The organism is Rubricella aquisinus (genome assembly GCF_014199445.1).
GTDB lineage: Bacteria > Pseudomonadota > Alphaproteobacteria > Rhodobacterales > Rhodobacteraceae > Rubricella > Rubricella aquisinus.
The window spans coordinates 129,200-147,664 of record NZ_JACIJS010000005.1; the positions used below are offsets into that span (position 1 = coordinate 129,200).

General features: G+C 62.5%; 24 protein-coding genes. 13 read left to right on the forward strand and 11 right to left on the reverse strand.

Annotation, left to right across the window (positions count from 1 at the left end; genetic code table 11):
* Positions 1-152: 152 nt before the first annotated feature.
* The 10 genes from FHS89_RS09255 (at position 153) to FHS89_RS09300 (ending at position 8,025) form a co-directional block, all read left to right on the forward strand.
* Positions 153-671, forward strand: coding sequence for an RraA family protein (locus FHS89_RS09255; protein ID WP_184010909.1), 519 nt, complete (start codon positions 153-155; stop codon positions 669-671).
* A gap of 27 nt (positions 672-698) precedes the next feature.
* Positions 699-1,100: a DUF6524 family protein gene (locus FHS89_RS09260; RefSeq protein ID WP_184010911.1), complete on the forward strand. Its 402-nt coding sequence runs from the start codon at positions 699-701 to the stop codon at positions 1,098-1,100.
* A gap of 39 nt (positions 1,101-1,139) precedes the next feature.
* Positions 1,140-1,859 carry a class I SAM-dependent methyltransferase gene (locus FHS89_RS09265; protein ID WP_184010913.1) on the forward strand — a complete coding sequence of 240 codons (720 nt, stop codon included), beginning with the start codon at positions 1,140-1,142 and terminating at the stop codon, positions 1,857-1,859.
* 36 nt (positions 1,860-1,895) lie between these two features.
* A complete protein-coding gene (locus FHS89_RS09270; protein WP_184010915.1) occupies positions 1,896-2,462 on the forward strand; it encodes a hemerythrin domain-containing protein in 567 nt (188 codons plus the stop codon).
* Positions 2,463-2,572: 110 nt separating this feature from the next.
* The gene (secG, locus tag FHS89_RS09275) at positions 2,573-2,944 is read left to right on the forward strand and encodes a preprotein translocase subunit SecG (protein WP_184010916.1); all 372 of its coding nucleotides are present in this window, start codon (positions 2,573-2,575) and stop codon (positions 2,942-2,944) included.
* Positions 2,945-2,960: 16 nt separating this feature from the next.
* Positions 2,961-4,661, forward strand: a complete 1,701-nt coding sequence (locus tag FHS89_RS09280; protein WP_184010917.1) for an ArnT family glycosyltransferase — start codon at positions 2,961-2,963, stop codon at positions 4,659-4,661.
* A gap of 54 nt (positions 4,662-4,715) precedes the next feature.
* The gene (locus FHS89_RS09285) at positions 4,716-5,459 is read left to right on the forward strand and encodes a glycosyltransferase family 2 protein (protein ID WP_221229359.1); all 744 of its coding nucleotides are present in this window, start codon (positions 4,716-4,718) and stop codon (positions 5,457-5,459) included.
* Positions 5,449-5,769: a lipid-A-disaccharide synthase N-terminal domain-containing protein gene (locus FHS89_RS09290; protein ID WP_184010919.1), complete on the forward strand. Its 321-nt coding sequence runs from the start codon at positions 5,449-5,451 to the stop codon at positions 5,767-5,769. The genes FHS89_RS09285 and FHS89_RS09290 overlap by 11 nt, the downstream gene beginning before the upstream one ends.
* A 131-nt stretch (positions 5,770-5,900) precedes the next feature.
* Positions 5,901-7,544, forward strand: a complete 1,644-nt coding sequence (gene pyrG / locus FHS89_RS09295) for a CTP synthase (RefSeq protein WP_184010920.1) — start codon at positions 5,901-5,903, stop codon at positions 7,542-7,544.
* Positions 7,537-8,025, forward strand: a complete 489-nt coding sequence (locus FHS89_RS09300; RefSeq protein WP_184010921.1) for a GNAT family N-acetyltransferase — start codon at positions 7,537-7,539, stop codon at positions 8,023-8,025. The genes pyrG and FHS89_RS09300 overlap by 8 nt, the downstream gene beginning before the upstream one ends.
* 89 nt (positions 8,026-8,114) lie before the next feature.
* Here the strand turns inward: FHS89_RS09300 and FHS89_RS09305 are convergent, their stop codons facing one another.
* From FHS89_RS09305 to cysG, 8 genes are all read right to left on the reverse strand, one after another.
* Positions 8,115-8,720, reverse strand: a complete 606-nt coding sequence (locus FHS89_RS09305; RefSeq protein WP_184010922.1) for an alpha/beta hydrolase — start codon at positions 8,718-8,720, stop codon at positions 8,115-8,117.
* A gap of 3 nt (positions 8,721-8,723) precedes the next feature.
* Positions 8,724-9,659: a ring-cleaving dioxygenase gene (locus FHS89_RS09310; protein ID WP_184010924.1), complete on the reverse strand. Its 936-nt coding sequence runs from the start codon at positions 9,657-9,659 to the stop codon at positions 8,724-8,726.
* A 103-nt stretch (positions 9,660-9,762) separates the two neighbouring features.
* On the reverse strand, positions 9,763-10,557 hold the full coding sequence (locus tag FHS89_RS09315) for a ferredoxin--NADP reductase (RefSeq protein WP_184010925.1): 795 nt from the start codon (positions 10,555-10,557) through the stop codon (positions 9,763-9,765).
* Between the two features lie 73 nt (positions 10,558-10,630).
* Positions 10,631-11,032: a DUF934 domain-containing protein gene (locus tag FHS89_RS09320; protein WP_184010926.1), complete on the reverse strand. Its 402-nt coding sequence runs from the start codon at positions 11,030-11,032 to the stop codon at positions 10,631-10,633.
* A gap of 13 nt (positions 11,033-11,045) precedes the next feature.
* The gene (locus tag FHS89_RS09325; RefSeq protein ID WP_425502786.1) at positions 11,046-11,792 is read right to left on the reverse strand and encodes a phosphoadenylyl-sulfate reductase; all 747 of its coding nucleotides are present in this window, start codon (positions 11,790-11,792) and stop codon (positions 11,046-11,048) included.
* Positions 11,764-13,413: a nitrite/sulfite reductase gene (locus FHS89_RS09330; protein WP_184010928.1), complete on the reverse strand. Its 1,650-nt coding sequence runs from the start codon at positions 13,411-13,413 to the stop codon at positions 11,764-11,766. Before FHS89_RS09330 ends, FHS89_RS09325 begins: the two co-directional genes overlap by 29 nt.
* Positions 13,414-13,425: 12 nt before the next feature.
* Positions 13,426-13,734, reverse strand: a complete 309-nt coding sequence (locus FHS89_RS09335; RefSeq protein WP_184010929.1) for a DUF2849 domain-containing protein — start codon at positions 13,732-13,734, stop codon at positions 13,426-13,428.
* A gap of 2 nt (positions 13,735-13,736) precedes the next feature.
* Positions 13,737-15,140: a siroheme synthase CysG gene (cysG, locus tag FHS89_RS09340; RefSeq protein ID WP_184010930.1), complete on the reverse strand. Its 1,404-nt coding sequence runs from the start codon at positions 15,138-15,140 to the stop codon at positions 13,737-13,739.
* 152 nt (positions 15,141-15,292) lie between these two features.
* Between cysG and FHS89_RS09345 the strand changes: the two genes are divergently transcribed.
* The 3 genes from FHS89_RS09345 to FHS89_RS09355 all read left to right on the forward strand — a co-directional run bounded on the left by FHS89_RS09345 (position 15,293) and on the right by FHS89_RS09355 (position 16,883).
* Positions 15,293-15,763 carry an Lrp/AsnC family transcriptional regulator gene (locus FHS89_RS09345; RefSeq protein ID WP_184010931.1) on the forward strand — a complete coding sequence of 157 codons (471 nt, stop codon included), beginning with the start codon at positions 15,293-15,295 and terminating at the stop codon, positions 15,761-15,763.
* A 55-nt stretch (positions 15,764-15,818) separates the two neighbouring features.
* Positions 15,819-16,313: a hypothetical protein gene (locus FHS89_RS09350; protein WP_184010933.1), complete on the forward strand. Its 495-nt coding sequence runs from the start codon at positions 15,819-15,821 to the stop codon at positions 16,311-16,313.
* A 93-nt stretch (positions 16,314-16,406) separates the two neighbouring features.
* Positions 16,407-16,883: an Lrp/AsnC family transcriptional regulator gene (locus tag FHS89_RS09355; RefSeq protein ID WP_184010935.1), complete on the forward strand. Its 477-nt coding sequence runs from the start codon at positions 16,407-16,409 to the stop codon at positions 16,881-16,883.
* On the opposite strand, the gene FHS89_RS09360 is transcribed toward FHS89_RS09355, so the two are convergent.
* The 3 genes from FHS89_RS09360 to fdhD are packed head-to-tail and all read right to left on the reverse strand — an operon-like array spanning position 16,884 to position 18,313.
* Complete coding sequence (locus FHS89_RS09360) at positions 16,884-17,255, reverse strand: DUF1801 domain-containing protein (protein ID WP_184010937.1); 372 nt, start codon at positions 17,253-17,255, stop codon at positions 16,884-16,886.
* Between the two features lie 52 nt (positions 17,256-17,307).
* Positions 17,308-17,535, reverse strand: coding sequence for a formate dehydrogenase subunit delta (locus FHS89_RS09365; protein ID WP_184010939.1), 228 nt, complete (start codon positions 17,533-17,535; stop codon positions 17,308-17,310).
* A complete protein-coding gene (gene fdhD, locus FHS89_RS09370) occupies positions 17,525-18,313 on the reverse strand; it encodes a formate dehydrogenase accessory sulfurtransferase FdhD (RefSeq protein ID WP_184010941.1) in 789 nt (262 codons plus the stop codon). Before fdhD ends, FHS89_RS09365 begins: the two co-directional genes overlap by 11 nt.
* Between the last annotated feature and the right edge of the window lie 152 nt (positions 18,314-18,465).

Genomic DNA, 18,465 nt, shown 5'->3' on the forward strand with positions numbered 1-18,465 from the left:
CGTTTGGGGGCTTACAGAGGGGCGCGCCTTCGTCGAAACGGAGGCGCGCCTTTTTTCATACATGCGGCCATATGGCAGATGTCCATTCCATCAGGTGGACGCATCGCCACGATAATCATGCTATGTCCCGTGTCAGCATAAGGAGTGCCATGATGACCCAATTCCCGCCCACTGCCGATATTTGCGATGCGCTTGGCCATGCCGTGCGTGTGATCGACCTGCCCCTGAAATCCTTTACCGATGTCACGGTTTTTGCGGGTCCAGCGAAGCTGATCACGCTTTACGGGCCGGATGTGGCCCTAGCCGATCTTCTGCGCGGCGATGGGGAGGGGGCCGTTGCGGTCGTTCAGGTTCATAATGCTCGCAAACCCGCCGTGTTTGGCGATGGTATGGCCCGCGCGGCAGAGGCCAATAATTGGGCCGGGGTGCTGATCGACGGCAACCTGCGCGACACGGCCCTCATTGCGCCGCGCCGTGTCGGTGTGCTGGCCACCGGGATCAACCCGCGGATCGAGCGGACCGGGCCCCTAGCCGAGGCGGACCAGCCCACGACGCTTGGCACCACGCCGATTGCACCGGGAGACTGGATCGTGGCCGATGCGGACAGCACCCTCATCCTGACCACAGAGCAGGCTGCGCAATTGACAAGCGGAAAGCATCAGGCCACCTAACGGTGCACGTCAAAAAAGTGAGCGATCATGGGCTATCTGCTGCGCATTCTCGGGGCACTGGTGCTGGTGCTCGCGACCTATAATCCAAGCGGCCTGTCCTACCTCACTTGGGCGCGGGCCGCGTGGGCGGACAGCGCGCCTTTTGTGGCGCTTGCCGGTCTGATCCTGCTGATCGGCTATGTCATTTATGTGCGCGCGACGATCCGGTCCATCGGTGGGTTCGGTATTGCGCTGGTGGCGGCCCTTGTCGCGGTGCTGGTCTGGATCATGGTGGATATGGGCTGGATGGCGGCCAATGATCAAACGGCCCTGACATGGGCCGGGCTGATTGGGGTTGCCCTGATTCTCGGGATTGGCCTGTCATGGTCGCTGATCCGGCGCAAATTGTCGGGTCAGGTCGATACCGATGATGTCGAGGATCAGGAGTAGCACGCTCGACATTCGCGGCTGCATTTGGTTCGCTAGGATATGGCCCATTTCGACTTTCTGGCAGACCACCCCGCCTATCGCAGCAATCTTGTAGCCCTTGCGCGGTTGGAAACGCGGCATCGGTTCATCATCAGCCCGTATCAGGCGTTGCTTGAGAATGCGCGGGTTCTTGATCTTGCCGACCATGATGGCCGCTGGTCCTATGCCTTGGCGCGGGCAGGTGCGGCGTCCGTCCATGCGGTGGAGCGGCGGCAGGCGCTTCTGGATCGCTTTGACACCTTCCAGACCGACCCAAAAACCGCTGAGAAGATCACCTTAGAATGCAACGATATTTCGGACGTGTTGATCCGGTTTGGGCGGGATGGGGAGCGGTTCGACGTCGTGACACTCTATGGCATCCTCTATCATGTGGCCGACCATTACCGATTGCTGTCGCAGGTCTGCGCGCTTGGGCCAAAGCTGGTCATCATCGACGGGATGTTCGTCATCTCCGCCAACCCAAAGATCCATTTCGGGCAGGAGGATACGAGCAAGGAGTTGAACGCCACAGGCCTGCCCGGTCAGACCAAAACGCTGGTCGGCACGCCGTCACGCGGCTGGGTGGGATTGGCCGCAGGCACGCTCGGCTATGCCGCAAACTGGGCGGATTGGACCCAATTGCCCGAGGATGAGCGCACCGGTGTGAGGGACTATTTCCGCAAGGAAACAAAACAGCGCGGTACCGTCGCCTTGACCCCGCTGCCAGTTGACACATCCTGAGCCCCTGTTGAGGGACATGAAAAGGGCCGCCACGCGATGGACTTGACGCTGAAAGACAGGGACGGACTGCCCGCGCATCTGAGAGTGCTGGCGGATAAATACCCGCGCGACATCTGGGAGGGCCATCCGCATTTCAGCCAGCTCACGCGGTTCTGGCTTGACCGGCACCTGATGTTCCGGCGCGCCCATGCACAACTGACCACCACGACAGAGGCTTTTCTGGACGGCAACGCCGATCCACGCCGCACGCAAGCCGAAATCGCGCGGATGGGGCAATTTCTGCTTGAGCAGCTTCATGGCCATCACCAGATCGAGGACGCGCATTACTTTCCTATCTTCGCGCAGTTCGACAAACGGCTGGAGGCGGCATTTACCCTGCTCGACAGCGATCATCACGAGTTGGACGCGACGCTGAGCAGCTTTACTCAGGCGGCCAACGGCGCGCTGCGCGGGCTTGGCGGTGAAGGGGATGCGACGGCGGCGATGGGTCGGTTTCACGGAACCGTGCAGGAACTGGGGCAGTTTCTCGACCGGCATCTGATGGACGAGGAAGAGGTGATCGTGCCACTTGTGCTGGAATACGCGCCCGAAGAATTCCGATAACCGCCCTCCCCTTGCGTTTTCGCATCGACAACCCAAGTCACTGGGGGTAGAACGCCGCCCGAACCGGCGATTAATCGCCCCCATTCGCATTGCCTGAAAGGTCACGCACCATGGAAAACGTCATCCTGATCGTGCATCTGATCCTTGCCCTGTCGCTGATCATCGTTGTGCTGTTGCAGCGCTCCGAAGGAGGCGGCCTTGGGATTGGGGGTGGCGGCGGTGGCGCGATGAGCAGCCGGGGGACGGCGACCGCGCTGTCTAAGGCGACATGGCTTCTGGCGATTGCCTTTATCGCGACCAGCATCACGCTCACCGTGATCTCTACCCGTGAGAATGCGCGCGACAGCGTGATTGATCGTCTGGGCGTCGAACAGCCGGTTGGCGGCGGGGATGCGCCGCTTCTGCCGCCGGGCCTGTCGGGGGACAACCTCCTGCCGCCCACGACCGGGGACGCGCCGGCCCTGCCGCCCGCCGCGGACTGATCCGGCCCCCATCCCCATGCTGATGTGGCTTCACAGGTTCGATGAGACAGTCGCGGGCCTGATCGCCCGCCTGTCGGCACGACCGCTTTATGCCTATGCGCTGGTCGCACTGATCGCGACCATCGTGCTTTTACCCGGTCTTGCGCAACTCCCGGTCACCGACCGGGACGAGGGCCGCTATGTGCTTGCCTCCAAACAGATGATGGAGAGCGGCGATTATATCGACATTCGCAATCAGGATGAGCCGCGCTGGAAAAAGCCCGTGGGCATTTATTGGCTACAGGTCGTCGCGGCCAAGATCACCGGATTTGCCGAGGCCGCTCCCATCTGGGTGTACCGCCTGCCCTCTTTTCTGGGGATCGTTGCCGCGAGCCTTCTGACGATCTGGGCCGTGCGCCCGCTGACCGGCCCGCCCGGCGCGCTGATCGCCGGGATCGTGGTGGCAAGCGCTGTCGTCTCCCTCGGCGAAGGGTCCATCGCCAAGACTGACGCGGCCCTGCTTGCTACCTGCGTCGCGATGCAAGGCGCGCTCCTGCGGGCATGGCGCAGCGAAGAGCGGCAGTTTGACCGGACCCGCGCGCTGTTCTGGATTGCCCTCGCGCTTGGCGTGCTGATCAAGGGGCCGATCATTCTGCTTCTTGCCCTTGGAACGCTTGGATGGCTCTGCTGGGTGGAGCGGGATTTCGATCCGGTCCGGCAGGTGATGCCATGGCCGGGCATCGCGCTGTTCGCGGTGATTGCCGCACCATGGTTCATCGCGATTGGCATCGTGTCGGACGGTGCGTTCTACCTTGCGTCCGTCGGCGATGATCTGTTGGGCAAGGTGGGCGACAGTTCCAACAATCATGGCGGGCCATATGGCTATTACCTGATGACGGTCTGGATCACCTTCTGGCCATGGGCGGTGCTGGCGCTGCTGGCGCTGCCGTTTGCATGGGCCAATCGGGACAGTGACGCGGTGCATTTCCTGTTTGGCTGGGTCGTGCCGTTCTGGCTGGTATTTGCGGTGACGACGACAAAGCTGCCCCATTACATCCTGCCAATTTTGCCCGCCTTCGGCGCGTTGATCGGCCTGTGGATCACATCGGAAGCCCCGAAACGGCGCCCGGTGTTGCAAGGCGTCGCAGCGCTTTTGTTCCTGATCGGTGGCGGCGCGGTCGCGGCCCTTGTGGCGGGGGGTGGATTTCTGCTGGACGGGCGGCTTGATCCGCTTGGTCTGGTGCTTGGTGGAGTTGGTGCGGCCCTGATCCTCGCGGCGGCCATGGCGCTGATCCTGCGCGCGATCTATGGGTTTGGCGCGCTGGCGCTGGCCGCCGCCCTGATCCTGTTGCCGAGCATCACGGCGGTGACGCTTGCCTCCCCCAAACTCGATCTTAGCGGCCAGATCGCAGGCGGCTATGCGCGCTATGCCGCTTGCACCACGCAGCCATTGCACACCATCGGCTACCGCGAACCGAGCCTTGTGTTCCTCGCAGGCACCGAGACGACCTTTATGGCATTCACGGACGCGCATCTGATCGCCAGCGCGCCAGAGGGCACGCTTTTTGCGCTAGATACCGCGCGGGCGGGGAGCCTGATGGATCTTGAAACAGCCGCAGGCGTGCCGATGGTCGTGCTCGGCACCTATGACGGGATCAACTATAATCGCGGCGGTGAGACGCGGGTGCTGCTGTTGGCCCGTGCCGATGACGCGACGCTTGCCGCGTGCCGTGATTGATCCTGCCTGCCCTGCGGGTTAGAAGCATCTGAACAGTCGCATATGGATACCCACATGACCGCACCGCAGATCAGCATCATCACTCCGATGCACAACGAGGCGGACAATGTCGAAGGCATGGTGCGCGAGACCGCCGAAGGCTGCGCAGCGCTTGCGCCGTTCGAGATGCTGATCGTCGATGATGGCTCCACCGATGCGACCGTCGCGCGGGCAGAGGCGCTCCAGTCGGAATTCCCATGGCTGCGCATCATCCAGCACAAAAAGGCCTGCGGGCAATCCTCCGCCGTGCTGAGCGGGGTGAAGGCCGCGCGCGCGCCGATCTGCGCCACGCTGGACGGGGATCTGCAAAACCCGCCCGCTGAAGTGCCTAAGCTCGTCAAACCGCTGATGGCGGATCAAACCGGGCGCGTGGGCCTTGTCGCGGGCCAGCGTATCAAGCGGATGGACACCAATTCCAAGCGCCTTGCCTCCCGGGCGGCCAATACACTCCGCGCGTGGGTGTTGAAGGACGACACGCGCGACACCGGCTGTGGGGCCAAGGCGTTTCGCCGCGATGTGTTCCTTTTGCTTCCGTTTTTCGATCACATCCACCGCTATCTGCCCGCACTGGTGAAGCGCGAAGGCTATGAGGTGATCCTGGTCGATGTGGAGGATCGCAGCCGCGTGGCGGGCACGTCCAACTACACCAACCTGCATCGGGCGATCGTGGGTGCGTCTGACCTTTTTGGTGTGTGGTGGCTGATGCGGCGGCGCAAATTGCCCGTGGTGTCAGAGCGGGGCCATTCCGATGCCTCCTGAGTGGCTGACCAACGTCCTTTTGGTGGACACATGGCCTGCCGTGTGGCTCGCTCTCTTTGGCCTGTTGGCGCAAGCGGTGTTCATGTGCCGGTTTCTGGTGCAATGGATGGCCAGCGAAAAGGCGCACCGCTCCGTTATCCCAATCCAGTTTTGGTGGCTGTCGATCATCGGCGCGTCCATGCTTCTGCTTTATGGGTTTCTGCGGCAGGATGTGGTGATCATCCTTGGCCAAGCCTTTGGTTTCATTGTCTATGCCCGCAATCTGTGGTTCCGCCACAACGAGGCGCGTGAGGACAACCCGCCGATCTGAGCGCAAAACGATGCTGCGTCAGGGCTTGCCGGATCGCCGCTTTTGCCCTATCCCCCGAGTCCCGTGGGTAGTGGTGCAATTCGGTCGTCGCACTCGCAGTGAACGATGCAAAACACACGGGGGATTTGAGCATGGCGCGCTATATTTTCATCACTGGCGGCGTTGTCTCCTCCTTGGGCAAGGGTTTGGCCTCTGCCGCTCTTGGCGCGCTGTTGCAGGCCCGCGGATACACGGTGCGCCTGCGCAAACTTGACCCCTATCTCAACGTTGACCCCGGCACGATGAGCCCGTTCGAGCATGGCGAAGTGTTCGTGACCGATGATGGCGCGGAAACCGATCTCGACCTTGGTCATTATGAGCGGTTCACTGGTGTGGCCGCGCGGCATACGGACAGCGTATCCTCCGGGCGCATCTATCAGACCGTTCTGGATAAGGAACGGCGCGGCGAATATCTGGGTAAAACCATTCAGGTGATCCCGCATGTCACCAACCAGATCAAAGAATTTCTTGAGGTCGGCGCCGATGAGGTCGATTTCATGCTCTGTGAGATCGGTGGCACCGTGGGCGATATCGAAGGCCTGCCATTCTTCGAGGCGATCCGCCAATTCGGTCAGGAAAAGCCGATGGGTCAGTGCATTTTCATGCACCTTACGCTCCTGCCCTATATCGCCGCATCGGGCGAGTTGAAGACGAAGCCGACCCAGCATTCCGTGAAGGAATTGCGCTCCATCGGGATCGCGCCGGATATCCTTGTCTGTCGCGCCGATCAGCCGATCCCGGACAAGGAGCGCGCGAAACTGGCGCTGTTCTGTAACGTGCGGCCAGAGCGGGTGATCGCGGCGCTTGATTTGAAATCCATCTATGAGGCCCCGCTCGCCTATCACGCCGAAGGGCTCGATCAGGCGGTGCTTGATGCTTTCGGCATTGCGCCCGCACCCGCCCCGAAACTCGACCGCTGGCATGATGTTGCGGACCGCGTGAAAAACCCCGAAGGCGAGGTTCGCATCGCGGTGGTGGGCAAATACACCCAGCTTGAGGACGCCTATAAATCCATCTCCGAGGCGCTGACGCATGGTGGCATGGCCAACCGGGTGAAAGTGCGCGTCGAATGGGTCGATGCGGAAATTTTCGAGGCGGATGAGCCCGCGCCAATGCTCGAAGGCTTCCACGGCATTCTCGTGCCCGGCGGCTTTGGGGAGCGCGGGACCGAAGGCAAAATCCGCGCCGCGAAATACGCGCGTGAGGAAAAAGTACCCTATTTCGGCATCTGTCTGGGGATGCAAATGGCCGTGGTGGAGGCATCGCGCAATCTTGCGGGTATAGACAAGGCAGGGTCAGAAGAATTCGACAATGAAGCCGGGCAAACCCGCTATGAGCATGTGATCTACCACATGAAGGAATGGGTCGAGGGCAACCGCACGATCCAACGCTCCATTGATGACGATAAGGGCGGCACGATGCGGCTTGGGGCGTATGACGCAACGCTGGTTGATGGCTCTCAAGTGGCGGAAATCTATGGCACTTCCGCGATCAGCGAACGCCACCGCCACCGGTTTGAGGTCGATATCACCTATCGGCAAAAGCTGGAGGATAGCGGGCTGACCTTCTCCGGCCTGTCGCCCGATGGGCGCTTGCCTGAGATTGTGGAGATCAAGGATCATCCGTGGTTCGTAGGCGTGCAATTCCATCCCGAGCTGAAATCGAAACCCTTTGAGCCGCATCCCCTCTTTGCCGATTTCGTGCGTGCGGCCCTAGAACAGTCGCGCCTTGTCTGACCTGACGATACGCCCCTTGCGGGCCGAGGATATCCCGGCGCTGCGCGCGGTGCTCAACGACATTATCGCAATCGGCGGGACGACCGCGAATGAAGAGCCCTTCACCGATGAGGGTTTCGCGGTCGAATTCGGACCGGGGCCAGAGACGATCTGCTGCATCGTGGCAGTGCTGAACGGCGCACCAATCGCGTTTCAGCATCTGGGGCGCTATGGCGCGGATCGGCCCGAATGGGGCTATATCTCGTCCTTCGCTGCCCCATCGGCGCAGGGCCACGGGATCGGGCCGCAGCTTTTCGCGCAGACAGCAGCCCTTGCAAAGGACGCGGGGCTTTTGAAGATCAACGCGACGATCCGCGCCGATAACGTGCCGGGCTTGCGATATTACGCGAAGATGGGCTTTGTGGAATATGACCGCGCGGTCGGCGTGCCGCTGCGCGATGGCACCCCGGTGGATCGGGTCAAAACCGTTTTCACACTCTAGACGCTTTCGACGGGCACCGTTCGCCTCTGCCAAATGCATCGCTCTTGCCGGAGGCCCGGTGACGGGCGCAGCCCCCACCGGGCCTTCCCTCAGGTGTCGCCTGCAACAAATCGCCGGGCAGCGTCCAGTTCCGCCCATTGCAAGCCATGCCCGCCGGGCAGCACCATTGCCTCCACATCCGCGCCCGCCGCGCGATACCCCGCAATCAGGCGCTCGGTCAGCGGAAGGGGACAGATCGGATCCTGATTGCCCGCCGTGATCAGCACCTGCCAATCCGACAGGTCCGGCCAATCCGGGTCATGCGGGGTCAGTGGATGCATCAACACCGCACGGCGCAGTGGCCCCTGCCCCGTCAGGCTCAGATTGGCGAGGATATTGGCGCCGTTGGAATAGCCGATCCCCACGGCGTAAGTGATGCCGTATTCCGCAAAAGCCGCCTCCAGAAAGCCTGCCATCTTCGCCGTTGCGCGCGCAAAATCCGTCATGTCATAGACGCCCTCCCCCGTCCGGCGAAAGAAGCGGCGCATCGGCCCCTCCATCACGTCGCCATCCATGGCCAGATAGGACGCATCCGCGTCGATATGCTGGGCAAGCCCCGCGATATCCTCTTTCCCGCTCCCAGTGCCGTGGAACAGGACCAACACCGGCGCGCCGTCCGCGCCCCGGTGCCAGATGTGATCATATGCCGTCAGCATCGGTCAGACCGAAAGCTTTGGCAAAACAGCCTCGATCCGCGCGCGCATCGGTTCGTGCTGCGTCGGCAGTTTGAGCGCCTGACCTAGGCTTTCGACCGGTTCGTCGGCGGCAAATCCCGGCTCTTCGGTTGCCACTTCAAACAGGATGCCACCGGGTGTGCGGCTGTAGATCGCCCAGAAATAATCCCGGTCAATCTGCTGGGTCACGCGCATGCCCGCAGCCTCCATCCGCGCCCGCACGGCCATCTGTGCCGCCCGGTCCTTCACGGAGAAGGCCACATGATGGACGGAGCCGCCACCCTCAACCCCCATGGGCATTTCAGGGTCGATATGCAGATCGACAATCTCCGCCGCCCCCGCATGGGTCGTGGTCAGCCGCGTCACGCGCCCCTCTTGGCCCGTTACGGCATAGTCGAACACCTCCGTCAGGATCGTGCGCTCCGCCTCACCATCGCGCAGGGCCAGCGTCACACCGCGAAACCCGCGAATGGCGTGTCCAGCCGGGATGCCATCTGCTGGCCACGGGGTGCGGGTGTCGTCTGCCATTTCAACCAAGGCAAAGGCAAGGCCATCGGGATCGGTCCAAAGGCTGCGCGCCTCTCCAAAGAGCGTGTCATCGCCAGTATGGGTTGCGCCCATCGCGGGCAACCGCTCCGCCCAGAAAGGCAACGCGCCCGCAGGCACCGCAAATTGCGTCAGGCTGACCTGCCCCGCGCCAATCCGACCCGCGCGGGCATTTTCCCACGGGAAGAAGGTCATGATGGTGCCCGCACTGCCCGTCTCATCGCCATAATAGAGGTGATAGGTGCCGGGGTCGTCGAAATTAACGGTCTTTTTGACAAAGCGCAGGCCAAGTGCCTTTGCGTAGAAATCGAGATTGCGCTGCGCCCCGCCGGAGATGGCGGTGACGTGGTGCAGGCCTTGGATATGGTTGGACATTGGATGTGCCTCCTCTCATGTTCTGTTGAACAAGAAGATGGCACGATTCACGCCGGAGACAAACCGGCGCAAATCCCACAAATTGTCTACGATTCGGATACGATCAGCCGACGAATGCCTTTTCGAGCACGAAATCACCCGGACGATTGACCGATCCTTCCTCAAATCCGAGCTCGGCGAGAATGTCCTTGATCTCGAGGTTCAGGCCCATGGAGCCGCAGATCATCACCCGATCCGCTGCGGGATCAAGGCTGGGGACGTTCAGATCTTCGAACACCTGACCGGAGCGCATCAAATCCGTGATCCGCCCCTGATTGAGGAACGGCTCGCGCGTGGTGGAGGGGTAATAGAGGAGTTTATCCGCCACATGCTCCCCAATCAGCGGATCGTCGGGCAGACCCTCGATCAGTTCCTGCCCGTAGGCCAGTTCGGCCACGGTGCGGCAGGTATGGGTCAGGATCACCTGATCATAGCGCGCATAAGTGTCCGGATCACGCAAGATCGACGCAAACGGCGCGATGCCAGTGCCGGTCGCCAAAAGCCACAGCCGCTTGGCCGGAGTGAGCGCGTCAAGGATCAGGGTGCCCGTCACCTTGGGCCGCACGATGACCTGATCGCCCTCACTGATGTGCTGAAGCCGGGAGGTCAGCGGGCCGTCAGGCACCTTGATCGAGTAAAACTCAAGGCTGTCATCCCAGGACGGCGACGCGATGGAATAGGCGCGCAGGAGCGGTTTGCCATCCTCTTTCAACAGGCCAATCATCGCGAATTCACCAGACCGGAACCGCAGGGAGCGGGGCCGGGTCACGCGGAAAGAAAACAACGTATCGGTCCAGTGGCGGACCTCCGTCACGGTCTGCGCGTCGGGATGGACGGCAATGGGTGTTTGCACGGTCATGAGAGAACCTTAAAGGGCAGCGCCGGTGGCAAGGGTGGAAGCCTCCGGCGGGGTATATTTGAAGAAAGTGAAATTACGCGGCAGTGCCAACGCGGAACTGATACGCGGGCGGCAGATCGCGCGGCCAGTGATCCTCCGGCTGGCGCAGGGCCTGCGCGTCGGATATTTCCACCTCGTCAAAGCCGCAGCGGCGCGCGTGGCGGAACTGGTCCGACAGGATGTGGCCCTCGGCGCGCAGCGTGCCAGCATAGCCCAGGCGGCGCAGGCGGCGCGCAAGGGTGAACCCGCGCCCATCCGCGAAGCTCGGGAACGGGATGCGCAGGGCGGGCGCGTCTTTGACCTTGTCGAAAACTTCCGCCGCGTCGGCCGTATTCGGCAGGTCGATCCCGCCGGCACCCTGCCAGTCGTCAAGCGGGGTGAAACCCGCGTTGCTGGTGTCCTTGGAGAAGCCGTTTTTGGTGACGATCACGCTCATGGGTCTGGTCCTTTCAAGCCGCCGTGAGGGGGCCGCGCACGGCGCGCCCGTCGATGAAGTGGATGCCGCATTCTTCCTTATCCTGCCCGCGCCAGCGCCCGGCGCGGGGATCTTCGCCCGCGGCCACGGGGGTGGTGCAGGGGGCGCAGCCGATGGAGGGATAGCCCTGCGCCACCAGCGGATGCCGGGGCAGCGCGTGCTGATCGAAATAGGCCGCGATCTCTTCCCTGCCCCAATTGGCGAGCGGATTGATCTTGATCCGGCCATCGGCGTCCTGCTCAAACAGGGGCAAGGCCGCGCGGGTGCTGGCCTGATGCCGCTTGCGTCCCGACAGGATCACATCGAACTCCCGCAACGCACGCTCCAACGGGCGCACCTTGCGCAGATCGCAGCAGGCATCGCTGTCGCGGATGTGCAGATCGCGCGCGCGATCCTCCGCCAACAGCTCTGCCGGGTCCGGCGCGATACGCCGAATGTCAATGAGGCCAAGGGTTTCGGCCACTTCCTGCTGGTATTTCAGCGTCTCCGCAAACAGCATCTGAGTGTCCGCGAACAGGACCGGCGTGTGCGGCTCGGCCTCTGCCATCAGGTGCAAAAGCACCACCGATTCCGCGCCAAAGGAGGACACCATCGCCACGCGCCCGCCAAACAAGCCGCCGACCGCATGGGCAAGGATCACCTCCGCCCCCTGCCCTTCATAAAAGGCATTGAGCGCCGCTATCCGTTTGGGATCAGGCCGCATTTGCCTGCACCTCATCATAGGCCGCTGCCTTGAACGGTGCGGGGCCGACACGGACATATGCCTCAAGGAAGGTTTCCTGCGGGGTCAGGCGCAGATCAAGATAGGCCGCGATCAACCGCTCGACCGCGGGAACGATCTCATCGGCGGCAAAACCGGGGCCAAGCCGCTCCCCAATCGCTGCATTTTCCGTGCCGTCACCGCCAAGGGTGATCTGGTAGCTTTCCACGCCCTTCTTCTCCAACCCCAGAATGCCGATATGGGCGACATGGTGGTGGCCGCAGGCGTTGATGCAGCCTGATATCTTGATCTTGAGCGGGCCAACATCGCGCTGCCGGTCGAGATCGGAAAAGGCTTCGCTGATCTCTTGCGCGATGGGGATGGAGCGTGCGGTGGCCAGCGCGCAGTAATCCATGCCGGGGCAAGCAATGATATCCGACACCAGCCCGATATTCGCGGTGGCAAGGCCCGCCGCGCGCAGCGCGTCATAGACGGCGGGCAGATCAGCCTTATGCACATGCGGCAAGATCACGTTCTGCTCATGGCTGACGCGCAATTCGTCGTGACTGAAGCGCTCCGCCAGATCGGCCATCACGCGCATCTGATCGGAAGTGGCATCGCCGGGCGTCTCCCCAATGCCCTTCAGGCTGATCGTGACAATGGTGTAATCGGCCTGCTTATGCGTATGGGTGTTGGTGTCGATAAAGCTGCGCAAGCCGGGATCGCGCACGGGGGCAATATCCGCCTCTTTCCACACCGGAGGGAGGAAGCCCGCGCGGATCCGCTCCACCACATGCTGCGGCACGCCGTCAAATTCGGCCTTGATCCGGGCAAATTCGGCATCGACGCGGCTGCGCATCGTCTCAACGCCCTCTTCATGGATCAGGATCTTGATCCGGGCCTTGTATTTGTTGTCGCGGCGACCGTGCTGGTTATAGACGGCGAGGATCGCCTCAAGATAGGGCAGCAAGTCCTCACGCGGCAGGAAGTCATTAAGCACCTTGCCAATCATCGGCGTGCGGCCAAGGCCACCGCCCACGATCACCTCATAGCCCGGCACGCCATCACGGCGGATCATGCGCAGGCCAATATCATGCGCCTTGGTCACGGCCCGGTCATTCGGGGCACCTGTCACGGCCACTTTGAACTTGCGCGGCAGATAGGCGAATTCCGGGTGGTCGGTGGACCATTGGCGGATCAGCTCTGCAGTCGGGCGCGGGTCTTCGATCTCATCGGCGGCGGCCCCGGCGAAATGGTCCGCCGTGACGTTGCGGATGCAATTGCCGCTGGTCTGGATCGCGTGCATCGACACATCCGCCAGCGCGTCAAGCATATCTGGCACATCCGCGAGTTTCGGCCAGTTGAACTGGATGTTCTGGCGGGTAGTGAAATGGCCATAGCCCTTGTCCCAGCGGTCCGCGATATAGGCAAGCTGGCGCATCTGCGCGCCGTTGAGCGTGCCATAGGGCACCGCGACGCGCAGCATATAGGCATGGAGTTGCAGATAGAGGCCATTCATCAGGCGCAGCGGCTTGAACTCGTCCTCCGTCAGCGCGCCAGAGATACGGCGCTCCACCTGACCACGGAATTCCTGCACGCGGGCGCGCACGAATTGCTCATCGAAATCGGTATATTGGTACATCTGATTATTCCCTCAAACGCTGCGCAAATCGGCTTGCTTGCCGTGGTCGTAGTTGGACGGGCCGCGGGTGCGGAAAGCCTCCCGGAAATGGACAGGGGCAGGGCGGCCTGCATCGTCGAGAACCGTATCCGCCAGATAGGGGCCAACGATCTTGAGCGCTTGTGCCTGCGCGGTGGCGAGCATCTCCTGCGCCTCGCTTGCCGACCGGGCTACCAGCGCATCGCCATGACGACGGGACCAGCCCCCTTCGGTGAGGTAGATCACATCGCCAAGCATCAGATCATTCGCGGTCACGATCTGGGGAGTGAAGGATTTGGGCATGATTAAAGCGCCTCCGCCAATTGGGGGGAAAGGGAGTGGACCGCCTGCGCCGCACTGCGCGGGGCAAGGCCCAGCATCATCAGGACAGGGCCGGTCAGGCCCTGCGTATCAAGTGTTTCAGGCAGATCAAGCAGGGTGGTCTCTACAATCCGCTGATCGGCGCGGGTCGCGTTCTCGATCACGGTGACGGGGGTCGTGTCCGCGCCGCCATGGATCATCAGCCGCCCCCGGATAAAGGTCGCAGCCTTGCGCCCCATATAGATCGCGGCCACCGCGCCGGGTTTGGCAAGCGCGCGCCAGTCCTGCTCGGCAAAGCCTTTCACGTCATGTCCGGTGAGGAGCCGAAAGGAGGCATTGCGCCCTCGCTTCGTCAGGGATTGGCCCATCGCCGCTGCTGCGGCAGACGCGGTGGTGATGCCCGGCACGATGTCCCAAGTCACGCCCGCCGCGTCCAGCGCGTCGATCTCCTCGTCGAGCCGTCCGAACACCGCCGGATCGCCGCCCTTGAGCCGCGCCACCTTGGCACCGGCAAGGGCCTTCTCGACGATCAGCGCGTCAATATCGGCCTGTTTCCATGAGGGGCCAAAGCCGGTTTTGCCAACGCAGATCACCTCTGCCTCGCGCCGCGCAAGCTCCAACACACCCGGCCCCACGAGCCGGTCATGGATCACCACATCGGCCTCATGCACCAGGCGGCGGGCCTTGAGCGTCAAAAGCTCAGGATCACCGGGGCCCGCACCGATGAGGGAAACATGGCCGGGGGTGGCGTCGTGTGACAGGGTATCGGCCAAGAGGGCGTCAAGCGCTTCACGCGCCGCGTCCTCACCCCCGGCTTCGAGCGCGCGGGGCCCGCGCTCGAAATAGAATTTGCTCCAGAAATCCCGGCGGACGCGGCCCTTTGGCAGCGCATCCGCTAAGGGGCGAAACGCCTGCCCGATCCGCGCCAGAAGGCCCAGCGAGGTCGGCAGCATCTCCTCAACCCGGCGCTTGATGTCGCGGGCAACGACTGGGGCCGCGCCCTCTGTCCCGATCGCAACGGTCACCGGGTCACGGTCCACAATCGCGGGCGTGATGAATTGGCTATCGGCAAGGTTGTCCACGATGTTGGTAAGCGCCCCGGCACGGCGACCGATGGCCACGGCGCGCGCGTCCTCCGCCGCGTCCTCATTCGCGCCATAGACGAGCACGGCGCAGGTCGCGTCACCCTCCGCAATCGGGCGGGGCGTGAGGCGCAATTTGCCTTCGGCTGCCCATGCGATCACTTGCGGGTCCGGGTCCGATCCATAGACGGCCACGGTCGCGTCGGTCTTGAGAATAAGGCGCAGCTTGGCCACAGCGCATTCGCCCGCACCGGACACGACAACCCGCCGCCCCTCAAGCGCTACAAAGATCGGAAAATGCCGCATCTGACCCTCACATCCGTGATCGTGTTTCAAATCATGTGGAGAGTTAGAACATTTTTCTCAATAATAGGGTATATACGGGCGGAAATAAGGATTATCGTCCGCCATGGGCTTCGTGCCGATAACGTCCTTCTCGAAACTGGAGCATATCAGGAATGACCGTCCAATTGAGTGAGATCGACCGGAAAATCCTCACCGTCGTGCAAACGGATGCAACACTGCCCTTGGATGAAATCGCCCGCCGGGTCGGCTCATCCAAGACGCCCGTCTGGAACCGGTTGAAGAAATTGCGCGACGCGGGCGTGATCCGGGAAACGGTTGCAGTGCTAGATGCGGAGCGTCTGGGGCTGGAGGCGTGTTTCTTCGTGCTGATCAAAACGGCGGAGCATGACGCGGGCTGGCTCGCGCGCTTTCTCAACGCCGTGCGCAACCGCCCTGAAGTGATGGAGGCGCACCGGCTTGCGGGTGATATCGACTATATCCTCAAGGTCCGCGTGCCCAATGCCAAAGCCTATGACGATTTCTATCGTGCGCTGATCTCGGAAGTGTCGATCTACAACGTGACCTCGACCCTCTCGATGGAAGAGATCAAGAATACGACCGCGCTGCCCATTCCCGTTGCCTGACGCCAAATCATGCCTATGTCCCAATCAACAGGATAACTTCAGCAGGATGCGGTTCATGCACATCTTACTTGGCCTTCTGGCCCTCACGATTGTTCTGGCCGCAATGGTGCAGCGGCCACGATTGCGGGTGCCGGGGGCCGTGTTTCTGGGGGCCGTCGGGATTGCCGCCGTCGTCACCTTTCAGATCAACCCGCGCTATGATCTGCCGGACCTGTCGGCGGATCAGATCGTGCTGTCGGATATCGTGTTTGAACAGGATCCACGCCTGACCACCGTGACCGGGCGGGTCAGCAACCTGTCGGAGGAGGCAATCCTTGCCCGTTTCACCCTCGACACAAGGCTGCTTGATTGCCCGGAGGCCACCGTGAGTGCTGCCTGTGTCGTGATCGGGGAGGACCGGACCGCCGTTTATCCCGACGTGCCCCCTGGTCAGGTGCGCGGGTTCACCGCGACCCTGCGCTTCGTCAATCTGCCGCCGATCGCAGGCGTGCTCGTATGGGATGCACAACTGGCCGAGGTCAGCGCCCGCTCCCCCGCGCAACCCAGATAAAGCCTGAAATCGGTCCTGCGGACTGGCATCACCACAAAAGTTCGTGTTTACGCTAGGGCCTGCATCTAGAATGGGTGCGAGCGAGGCAAGAGCATGGACAAAATCGACGCGCGCATTCTCAAATCGCTTCAGGCGGATTCCAGTGGCACCATCGCGCAACTGGCCGAACAGGTCGGGCTGTCTTTGTCCGCCTGTCACCGCCGGATCAAGATGCTGGAAAAGGCGGGATATATCACTGGATATGGTGCCTCCCTGAGCCGGGAGGCGCTGGGACTGGCAGTGGAGGTGTTCGTCGAAATCTCCCTCCATTCCCAAAGCGTCGCGTCCCTCAGCGCCTTTGAAAAGGCGGTGAACAACACCGATGAAATCCTTGAATGCCACCTGACGGCAGGCAATGCCGATTATCTGTTGCGACTGGCCGCGCGGGATATCGCGCAGTTTGAGGAAATCCACCGCACGCGGCTCGCGGAATTGCCAGGCGTCGCCTCAATGCGAACGACATTCGCGCTCAAGGCGGTCAAAAGCTGGAATGGCCTGCCGGTGCCCGCAGCCCCCCACACGCCCGGTTGATCACAGCCGATAGGTCAGCGCGCGGTGGATCATCAGGCGCAGCGCGTCTTGAGGCACGGGTGCCGAGGCATCAAGCAGCATGGCCCGGTTGCCCTCAAACCTGACGTTGGTGCCTAGCGCCTCCCGCATCTCTGAGATCACGCTTGTCTGACAATGGGTCAAGAGGGCGATCCCTCCCCCGTCCCGTGCCTCAAGCCGCAGTGGCGTTCCGGTCGCGGCGGCAAAGGATGGCTGCCCCCATTTGAGGCTTTCGCTCAGCGGACCGATCCGTGGATCACCCTGCGCGACCTCATGGATCAGCGCGCGCAATTGGGACAGGCGGGCGCGGGTCTCAGAAGGCTGGGCCGCGATATAAGCCGCCACTCCTGTCATGCGATCGGCCCCTCTCCCATAGGGCGGTGGTGTGGGCCTGACACGTCGCGGCTCAGGCGGTCGCCGGGCGTCGGATCAGCGTCTCCGCCGCTTGAATAACCAAGGGATCAAACCGCGCCACATCGCCCGCGTCCAGCATCGCGAAAAGCTCCGTGCGCATCCGCGGCTCCCAAAACTGGTTGATATGATCGGCAATGCCGGTCAGTCGCTCCGTCTCGGGTTGGCTCTTGAAGAAGGTCGCGATCTGGTTGGCCATGCGAACGGTCTTGTCATGCGACATCGGTGCTGCTCCCCCGCGTGATGCGGTGCTGATATGTGTAGGTTTCAAATCGGTCGCCGCGCGCACGCGCCACCAGCGTGACGCCCGCAGCCTCCGCCATACGCACGGCAAGCGCGGTAGGGGCAGACACGGCAACGAGCACAGGCGCCCCCATCACGGCGGCTTTCTGCACCATCTCCACCGAGATGCGGGAGGTTATGAACACGGCCCCCGCCGCAAACCCCTGCCGCGCGGCGAAGCCTGCAAGCTTATCAAGCGCGTTGTGCCGGCCCACATCCTCGCGCACCGCGACAATCCCCTGCCCCGGCAGCCACAGGCCCGCCGCATGTACCGCATGGGTCTCCTCATGGAGCCGCTGATGCCGCCACAGCGCCTCAAGCCCACGGCGAATATTCGCGTCACATAAGGTCAGGTCAGCGGTGACGGCGGGGGCGGCGCGCATCGCCTGTTCGATGCTTTCCACGCCGCACAAGCCACAGCCCACAGGCCCGGCCATGCGCCGGTGCCGGTCGCGCAGGCTGTCCCCTGCGCCCTCGGTCAGACGGATTTGCAGGTCGATCCCGTCCGGGACCGGCTGGATGGTGATTTCCTCAATCTCATCGCGCGTTGCGATCCCCTCATAAAGGGTAAAGCCAACCGCGAAATCCTCCAGATCAGCCGGGGTCGCCATCATCACCGCATGGGTCGTGCCCCCATAGCTAAGCGCCACCGGCACCTCCTCCGGCACCGCGCGCGCGCCCTGATCGGTGGGCAAAACGGTATGGGTGGGGAAGATCATGTTCGACCCTCAATCGAACCGCGTGCCGAGCCAGCGGCCGTCCGAGGGGGCCGCATCGCCGGATGTGCTGCTCCGTTTATCGCGCAAGCTACTCCGAGCATGTGGCTGACTGGTACCGTCGCAAAGCGGCCGCCTGAGGGGCGGACGGCCGC